The sequence below is a fragment of the Rheinheimera metallidurans genome (assembly GCF_036983985.1).
GTDB classification, from domain to species: domain Bacteria; phylum Pseudomonadota; class Gammaproteobacteria; order Enterobacterales; family Alteromonadaceae; genus Alishewanella; species Alishewanella metallidurans.
On record NZ_JALAHQ010000012.1, the window covers coordinates 1 to 1,381 of the forward strand.

Consider the following 1,381-nt stretch of genomic DNA (forward strand, 5'->3'; position numbering starts at 1 on the left):
GGGTAAGCGGATTAAATGGTTGATCTTACCTTTGCATGAGAGTGAGACAGACCGGCATCTCATCGGATTATCTGGTTGATGCTTCACCTACTGCTGGTGCATGTTTCCTTCGCTAATTCCAGCAAGAACCCCACACGCCTCAACTTCCCGGTCATCGTTGCAACTCGCTCTCAGTGAAACGAGTTGTTTCTCAAGCGCTTGCAGAGCGGTTATCTGCGACCGCACATGAGAGATGTGATCATCGAGCAAGGCGTTGACGGCGGTACAAGGCTGATGAGGGTCGTCCTGATAGCTCTGTAGTTCGTGAATCTCAGCCAGTGACAGGCCCAGGATTCTGCAGCGACGGATGAAGGCCAGCCCCTCACCATGCTTCTCGGTATAGACACGGTAACCGTTGTCCTGCCGATCAGGCGGCGGCAACAAGCCCTGCTGTTCATAGAAGCGGATCGTCTGTGTTTCGACCCCTACCAACTGCGCCAACTGACCAATACGCATCAGCCTCCTCCCCAACGGATTCTTTACTCTATTGACCTTATAGTAGCTTTATAGTTTTAAATGGTACCACAACATTGTTCAAGTGGAGTCGTATTATGAGCAAATCCTGTGGTGGCGCCTGTGGCGGTGATGCAACGTCCGCAGCGGATACCGATATACAGGCCTCCTCCGAGGCGCCAGGGAGATGGGTCAGTGCTTATGCCGTGCCGAAGATGGACTGTCCATCAGAAGAACGAATGATTCGCCTAGCCCTGAACGGCTTTGAGGAGATTCGGGCGCTGTCCTTCGACTTGTCGAACCGCCGGCTGAAGGTCGTGCATGACGGCGAGGTCGAGCCCGTCACCTCGAAACTGAAGACCTTGGGGCTAGGCGCCTCGCTTCAGGAAACCGTCGCTGCAAATCCGGAGACCATCAAGGCCGCCGAGTTTTCGGCAGCTTCTGCTAAGCAAGAATCCGGGACCCTGCGCTGGTTGCTCGGCATCAATGCACTTCTGTTCGTGGTGGAAATGACTGCCGGTCTGATCGCCCAGTCCACCGGCCTGATTGGAGAATCCCTGGACAATTTTGCCGATGCGGCGGTGTACGGGCTTGCCCTTTATGCGGTTGGACATAGCGTGAAAATGCAGGTACGTGCCGCGCATCTTGCTGGTGTACTGCAACTGATCTTGGCTGTGGGCGTGCTCGTAGAGGTGGTGAGACGCTTTGTATTCGGTAGTGAGCCTGAATCGCTGGTGATGATGGCTATCGCATTCGTCGCATTGATTGCCAATACCGCCTGTCTACTGATGGTATCCAAACATCGGGAAGGCGGGGCGCACATGAAGGCAAGCTGGATATTCTCGGCCAACGACGTGGTGATCAACCTGGGGGTCATCACCGCCGGCGC

The 1,381-nt window shown here is 55.0% G+C and carries 2 protein-coding genes; one reads left to right on the forward strand and one right to left on the reverse strand.

Annotated elements, in window-relative coordinates; all coding sequences use genetic code 11:
* Window positions 1-87: 87 nt before the first annotated feature.
* On the reverse strand, window positions 88-495 hold the full coding sequence (gene cadR, locus MN199_RS14705) for a Cd(II)/Pb(II)-responsive transcriptional regulator (RefSeq protein WP_004364961.1): 408 nt from the start codon (window positions 493-495) through the stop codon (window positions 88-90).
* 95 nt (window positions 496-590) lie between these two features.
* Here cadR and MN199_RS14710 point away from each other — a divergent pair.
* A partial coding sequence (locus MN199_RS14710; RefSeq protein ID WP_335739914.1) for a cation efflux transmembrane domain-containing protein occupies window positions 591-1,381 on the forward strand: 791 nt, incomplete at its 3' end.